The organism is Streptomyces sp. (assembly GCF_050698815.1).
In the GTDB taxonomy this organism is placed as follows: Bacteria; Actinomycetota; Actinomycetes; order Streptomycetales; family Streptomycetaceae; genus Streptomyces.
The window spans coordinates 1-6434 of the sequence record NZ_JBOHCV010000699.1; the positions used below are offsets into that span (position 1 = coordinate 1).

At 68.6% G+C, this 6434-nt stretch carries 8 protein-coding genes and 1 pseudogene; 5 read left to right on the forward strand and 4 right to left on the reverse strand.

Annotated elements, in window-relative coordinates; all coding sequences use genetic code 11:
- Window positions 1-460: 460 nt before the first annotated feature.
- A complete protein-coding gene (locus tag ACRDP3_RS24845; protein ID WP_431519229.1) occupies window positions 461-958 on the forward strand; it encodes a CHRD domain-containing protein in 498 nt (165 codons plus the stop codon).
- A 98-nt stretch (window positions 959-1056) separates the two neighbouring features.
- A complete protein-coding gene (locus ACRDP3_RS24850) occupies window positions 1057-2268 on the forward strand; it encodes a pyridoxal phosphate-dependent aminotransferase (protein ID WP_431519230.1) in 1212 nt (403 codons plus the stop codon).
- Between the two features lie 94 nt (window positions 2269-2362).
- Here ACRDP3_RS24850 and ACRDP3_RS24855 read toward each other — a convergent pair.
- Together ACRDP3_RS24855 and ACRDP3_RS24860 are read right to left on the reverse strand one after the other, a co-directional pair.
- A pseudogene (locus tag ACRDP3_RS24855) lies at window positions 2363-2521 on the reverse strand (adenylyl cyclase); the annotation flags it as partial.
- A 239-nt stretch (window positions 2522-2760) separates the two neighbouring features.
- Window positions 2761-3375, reverse strand: a complete 615-nt coding sequence (locus tag ACRDP3_RS24860; RefSeq protein WP_431519231.1) for a TetR/AcrR family transcriptional regulator — start codon at window positions 3373-3375, stop codon at window positions 2761-2763.
- A 125-nt stretch (window positions 3376-3500) separates the two neighbouring features.
- Between ACRDP3_RS24860 and ACRDP3_RS24865 the strand changes: the two genes are divergently transcribed.
- Together ACRDP3_RS24865 and ACRDP3_RS24870 are read left to right on the forward strand one after the other, a co-directional pair.
- The gene (locus tag ACRDP3_RS24865) at window positions 3501-3812 is read left to right on the forward strand and encodes a hypothetical protein (protein ID WP_431519232.1); all 312 of its coding nucleotides are present in this window, start codon (window positions 3501-3503) and stop codon (window positions 3810-3812) included.
- A 54-nt stretch (window positions 3813-3866) separates the two neighbouring features.
- Window positions 3867-4454 carry an NADPH-dependent FMN reductase gene (locus ACRDP3_RS24870; RefSeq protein ID WP_431519233.1) on the forward strand — a complete coding sequence of 196 codons (588 nt, stop codon included), beginning with the start codon at window positions 3867-3869 and terminating at the stop codon, window positions 4452-4454.
- On the opposite strand, the gene ACRDP3_RS24875 is transcribed toward ACRDP3_RS24870, so the two are convergent.
- Window positions 4357-5178 (reverse strand): hypothetical protein, encoded by an 822-nt coding sequence (locus tag ACRDP3_RS24875; RefSeq protein ID WP_431519234.1) that lies wholly within the window; start codon window positions 5176-5178, stop codon window positions 4357-4359. The two genes, ACRDP3_RS24870 and ACRDP3_RS24875, sit on opposite strands and share 98 nt — an antisense overlap.
- Window positions 5179-5319: 141 nt before the next feature.
- Here ACRDP3_RS24875 and ACRDP3_RS24880 point away from each other — a divergent pair, with 141 nt between their 5' ends.
- Entirely contained in the window at window positions 5320-5631 is a 312-nt protein-coding gene (locus ACRDP3_RS24880; RefSeq protein WP_431519235.1) for a hypothetical protein, read from the forward strand.
- Between the two features lie 111 nt (window positions 5632-5742).
- On the opposite strand, the gene ACRDP3_RS24885 is transcribed toward ACRDP3_RS24880, so the two are convergent.
- Window positions 5743-6291 carry a YbjN domain-containing protein gene (locus ACRDP3_RS24885; protein WP_431519236.1) on the reverse strand — a complete coding sequence of 183 codons (549 nt, stop codon included), beginning with the start codon at window positions 6289-6291 and terminating at the stop codon, window positions 5743-5745.
- Window positions 6292-6434: the final 143 nt, after the last annotated feature.

Consider the following 6434-nt stretch of genomic DNA (forward strand, 5'->3'; position numbering starts at 1 on the left):
CCGCCGGAGCCGGCCGTCCAGGCGCCGCCGCCCCCGCCGCCGGCGTAGCCACCACGCCGCCGGACCTTACGTCCGCCGCGCCCGCCCTCGTTCTTGGAGGCCGCCGAGGCCATGGCCCCGACCGCCACGACGAGCACCAGGACCAATATTCCGGTGATCACGAACCCCATGACCGTTCCCCCTTGTTCGCTGTGTTCCGCTGTCTGTCGCGTGACCGGTTTCTGCCCCCTGGCCGACGGCACCAAAGCAGAGTTGAGGAAGTCCAGAGCTTCCCGTTCGCCCGTACGTCCGCACGCCCGTGCGTCCACCCACGCCCGCCACCGATGAGGGAGCACCCCCACCCCGAATGCCCGCTATAGATGCGGATGCCCGGTTCTCTGCCTAGCGTCGGCCCCGAACCCACTCACTCCGGGAACGGCACGTCCACGCCCGCTCCCGGTCTATGGACGGGAGCATTCGCATGCGTGTCTCAACCGCGGCCGTGGCGGCCACGCTCGGCGCCACAGCCATGCTGGCCTCGCTGACCGGATCGGCCGGAGCCACGACCGGTGCCGACCCCGAGGCCAACGGGGGCAGCGGCCTCGTACGCCTGGACGGCCAGCAGGAGGTGCCCACTCCGGGGGACCCGGACGGGAGCGGCCGGTTCCGGTACGTGATCAAGGACGACAAGCTCTGCTACCGGCTCAGCGTCCGTGATATCGCGCCTCCCACGGCCGCGCACATCCACATCGGGCAGCGGGGCGAGAACGGCCCCGTCATCGTCACGCTGCGCACGCCCCCCGCGAACGGTTCGGTCCAGGACTGCATCCGCGCCCAGCAGGACCAGACTCCGGCCGACGCCACCCGGGTCCTGACCTTCTGGGAGCTGGAGGGCATCAAGCAGAACCCGTTCTTCTTCTACACCAACGTCCACAACGACCCCTTCCCCGCCGGGGCCATCCGCGGCCAGCTGGCCTGATCCGTACAGGTGTGCGATGGCCGTAACCGCACGATGCGGGCCATCGCACACCCGCGGGCCGTCCCGCGGAGTTGAGGAAGACGGGAGCTTCCCGCAGGATGACGGCCATGACAGCAGCTGATCAGCGAGTGACCGGACGTCCGCTGCTCAACCGGCGCCTGGCGGAGTTCGGCACCACGATCTTCGCGGAGATGTCGGCGCTCGCCGTCCGCACCGGCGCCATCAACCTCGGTCAGGGCTTCCCCGACACCGACGGTCCGGAAGAGGTCCGCGAGGCCGCCGTACGTGCGCTGCGCGACGGCCGTGGCAACCAGTACCCGCCCGGCCCCGGCATCCCTGAGCTGCGCACCGCGATCGCCGAGCACCAGCGACGCTGGTACGGACACCTGGACATGACCCCCGACCCGGACACCGAGGTGCTGGTCACCGCCGGCGCGACCGAGGCGATCGCCGCCGCGCTGCTGGGACTCGTCGAACCGGGCGACGAAGTGATAGCTCTGGAGCCGTACTACGACTCCTACGCCGCCGCCATCGCCATGGCCGGCGGCACCCGCGTACCGGTCACGCTCCGGCCCGACGCCGAGGCCGGCACCTTCCGGCTGGACCTGGACGAGCTGCGGGACGCCGTCACCGACCGCACCCGGCTGATCCTGCTCAACACCCCGCACAACCCGACCGGCACCGTACTCACCCGCGACGAACTCGTCGCCATCGCCGAACTCTGCGTGGAACGCGGCCTGCTGGCGGTCACCGACGAGGTCTACGAACACCTCGTGTACGAGGGAGAGCACCTCCCCCTCGCGTCCTTCCCCGGCATGCGCGAACGCACCGTCACCATCAGCTCGGCGGGCAAGACCTTCTCCTTCACCGGCTGGAAGGTCGGCTGGGTCACCTCGACGCCTCAGCTGGTCACGGCGGTCCGCTCGGCGAAGCAGTACCTCACCTACGTCTCGGCCGGCCCCTTCCAGTACGCGGTCGCCGAAGCGCTGGGGCTGCCCGACAGCTACTACACGCGGCTGCGCGAAGACCTGCGCGCCCAGCGGGACCTGCTGGCCCGCGGCCTGTCAGAGGCGGGCTTCGGCGTCTTCCGCGCACCCGGCACGTACTTCATCACCACCGACATCCGACCCCTGGGCGAGACCTCAGGAATCGACTTCTGCCTCGCCCTGCCGGAACGCTGCGGGGTAGTGGCCGTCCCCACGCAGGTCTTCTACGACCACGAAGCGGCGGGCGCACCCTTCGTCCGCTTCGCCTTCTGCAAGCGCCCCGACGTCCTCCAAGAGGCCGCGTCCCGCCTCCAACGCCTCTGAGTCGGCACCCCGTGAACCGACAGCGAGGCCCTGTGCCTTCCCACGGAGGTGGAGGACAGGCAAACCGCAGGGGAGTCGGGGACCTTGAGAGCCGTTACGCGAAGAGGAGCGTCGGTTCGGCGAGGATGTCGCGGCCCTGTTCGCTCTTATAGATGAGGTCGATGCTGCCGAAACGGGCCTCGGCGTAGTCAAGGCCCAAGTCGGTGACCGCCTTGCGCACGGCGTCCTCGGAGGTGCTTTCGATCTCCAGGAACTTCGCCTCGTACTCGTGCTGCGCCATGCTTCTCCTTCTTCGGCGGGGTGGTTGTCAAGCGGTCAGGTCGTGGAAGTCCTGCTCGCGCATCAAGGCGACTCCTGTCGCGCCATCGCCCCGCTGACTTCCCGGTGAACCCGCTGAATTTCTCCGGCGAATACGAACGACGGAAAGCGGCCCTCGCACGACAGGACACGGCCCCGTAACCGAACACAGAAGGCACCCATGAAGCTGCCGCCTCAGGCGCACAGCGTGCGCTCGGCGGCCGCCACCAAGGTGTCGGCGACCCGCTCGACCGGCTGGCTCCGGCCGGTGTACAGCAGGTCGAAGCTGTCGAAGCCGGTCAGCAGCCAGAGCATGTCCGCCGCCTGCTCGGCGCCACTGTCCAGGCGCAGCAGCCCCTGCTCGGCCAGGCGCTCCGCGAGGTGGGTCATGCCAGCCGCCCTGCCCTGCTCCAGGCGCTGGATGGCGCCGCCCACCGCGGAGGCGTCCAGGAGCGCCATCGAGTGCAGTGCGCGCAGCACGTCCCGATGGGTGGCGTACATCTCGACCACGCCGCGGATACAGCCGCGCAGCCCCTGCCGGGCATCGGGGTGGTCCGCGATCTCGATCATCGACTCGAAGCCGCCGCGCTGCAGGAGGTCGGCACCGACCTCGTCGAACAGGTCGGCACGTGAGCCGAAGACCAGATACACGGTGGGGCGTGCCACGCCTGCCGCCTGGGCGATGACGTCGATACTGACCGGCTTCGACGGGGCCTCGCGCAGCTGCTCGCAGACTGCGTCGAGAATGCGCCGCCGGGTGGCCTTCGCCGACTCTGCGCGCAGGCGCTGCTCGTACTTACGGGTTGCCATGGCACCACCATAGTTCACTTGACAGAGTGTTTTCCAGAAGACAGAGTGTTTTTCGAAATTGATCCGTGAGTCGGGTGGCCGGATGGCCGGTGACAGCGCCCCGACTGGTGGTGGAGGGATGAACAGTGACCTCGGAACAAGTGATGATCCGGTGGAAGATCAGCCCCGATGCGGTCGAGCGGCATCAGGAGCTGCTCCAGACCGTCTACGAGGAGCTGAAGTCCGTCCGGCCAGAGGTCCCGCGGTACGACACGTACCAACTGGAGGACAAGGTCACCTTCGTGTCGTTCGTGGAGCTGACGAACGGTCCGGGCATCCTCGGCGGCCTCCAGGCCTTCCAGCGCTACCGGGGAGAGCTCGACGCGATGTGCGACGAGCCCCCGTCGGTCACCCCGCTGCAGTGCGTCGGCGAGTACGCCGCGCAGTTCGCCCCGTAAACAGCATTCGTTCTCGCCTTTTAACAGCATCCGTTCCGGAGAGGCAGAATCACCATGGCTTCAGCGCTCGAGCAGAACCCCCTCAAGGTCGCGATCATCGTCGGCGCCACTCGTCCCGGTCGCAAGGCCGACACGGTCGCCGGCTGGGTCGGCGGCATCGCCGCGGGGCGCGAAGAAGCGACCTTCGAGATCGTGGACCTCGCCGACTACGCCCTGCCGCACTTCGACGAGCTCATGCCGCCCCTCTACGGCCATTACGCCAACCCGCACACCCTCAAGTGGGCGGAGAAGATCGGCTCGTTCGACGCCTTCGTCTTCGTGACCCCCGAGTACAACGCCTCCATCCCCGCGGTGCTCAAGAACGCCATCGACTACCTCGCCGCCGAGTGGAACGACAAGCCCGCCGGGTTCGTCGGCTACGGCATCGAGGGCGGCGTGCGCGCAGTCGGGCACCTGCGCGTGATCCTGGAGGACCTGAAGGTCACCGGTGTGCAGCCGGGCGTCGAGCTGACCCTGCCGGTGGACTTCGAGGACTTCACCGTGCTCAAGCCGAGCGAGGGCAAGGACAAGCAGGTCCGCGCCATGCTCGACGCGCTCCTGACCGAGGCCCGGCGCCCGAAGGCCGAGGAAGCGGCGGCCTGACACGGTTCCCCCGCCGCCCCCAGCGTGAGGGGCCCGGCACGGCGGCGGTGAGCCCCGGCGCCATCCCGGCCGCCGCGAGGGCCGCGATGAGCCCGATCGGGGTGTCAGACCCGGTGTGGGCGAGGTCGCCGTCCGAATCTTGCGGGCCCGTCGTCGGCTTGTCCGCCGGCGGGCTGGACGGGGTCGGGTCCGACGGTGCAGGAGTGGACGGCTGGCCGGTCGGCTTCGGATCCGTCGGTGCCGGCGTGGGATCCGCACCGCCACCACCGCCGGTGGACTTCGCCGCGGTGTTCCCGCCCAGCAGTAGCAGCCCCTTGTCCTTCGCGTCGCCGGTCACCGTCTGGATGGAGCTCTTCGTCTGACGGGGCTTGTACTGGTGCTCCGCCTGGAACCGCAGACCGGGGATGTTCCGCTTGGGCTGCTTGGAGAAGTCCACACCACCCACGCTGTAGGTGTACGGGCCGCCTCCGGCGTCGTGCTCCCACTTCGACTCACCCTCACGGAACGACTTCAGGTACGCCCGGTAGGTCGTCTCCCGTGTCCAGTCCTTGTTCGCCCCGCGCAGAGGCCACTTCGACACGTCGTCAGAGTTGATGATCGGCCGGTAGTCCGTGGGCGCCTTGGCGTCCTGCTGGCGGATCCACTCGGCCGCCACCCGGGCGGTGTAGACGCGGCGCAGGTCGGCGTACTCCGGGTCGTTGTTGACGCGCTTCTCGACCTCCAAGAGGAAGCCTTTCCCGCCTGGCAGCAGACCACCCCGGGGACATGGGACTTTACCCCCGCCTCTCTCGACCGGCTCGAAGACGCCGTACGCAGCCGGTACGCCACCTACGAGGAAGCCGACGCCGCGCACGAGGACCCGTTCATGACGGTCGCCGTCTGGTACCTGGGAGAAACCGTCCGCCGCGCCCACCCGGACGCCGTCTGGTCATGTAGCCCCACCCCGGGCGAAGGTCCCTACGCCCGGATCAGCCCCCTGCTGACCTACCCCACCGAAACCCTCGACGACCAGATCCGCGATGAGATCGAGCAGCGCGAGGCCGCGTACGACGAAGTCCTCCCGCAACGAAACCCGACCGACGACATCAAAGCCCTCCACATCAGCGACCGGCGCCTGAGTGAGGCCCTGGACGACTACGCCGCCTTCGGGGAATACCTGGCCTCCGTTGCCGGTTGACGGCTCGGATTCGAGCACCGCGACCACGAAGCGGAGGGCGTCCCCTTGGTGAAGGGGACGCCCTGACCGGCAGCGTCACACGTCATTACGTCGTACGTCACATATCGCGCGTCACTCGGAGCCGTTGGTGCCCGTGCCGGACCCCTCGTCGTCCCCGGAGTCCGCGTCCTTCTCCAGGCCGAACTGCTCGACCAGCCACTTGTCGAACTCGATCGACGCCCGCACCCAGCTGACCACGCTGGAGACGAAGTGCTCCAGCGAGACGCCGGTGCCGATCAGCATCTGCGCCTCGCCGATGAGGCGGACGGTGCCGTCGTCGTGCGTGTGGCTGTAGACCTTCGGCCACAGCGTGCGCCGGTTCCAGTCGTCGATGGACTCGAGCAGCTTGGGCTTGTCCTCGATCGAGTGCGGCCGGTCGTAGAACGTACGGACGGAGAAGACCTGCTGCTCCTCCTCGCCCCGGAACATGAAGTACGTGCGGAACTCTTCCCACGGCGCCGCGAGGTCTCCCTCGTCGTCGACGACGTACTTCAGCTCCATCTGGTCGAGGAGCTGCTTCACCAGGTCCTGGTCGGGGATGACAGGCCCGGTCGGACCGGACTCCTGCGGGTCTGGCTCCTGGCCCCCGAAACTCGGAATCGAGGACGGATCGATGCTCACCGTGTATTTCCCTTCGTACGGATTCCGCCATCCTCTCCCATGCCGGGCCCGTCCTGGCAAGCCGTGACCGGTGTCGGGGAGGTGCGGCCGGGAACGGGCCGAAAAGCGCCCCGACGGCCCGCTGCGGGAGCCGGGTACCCCGC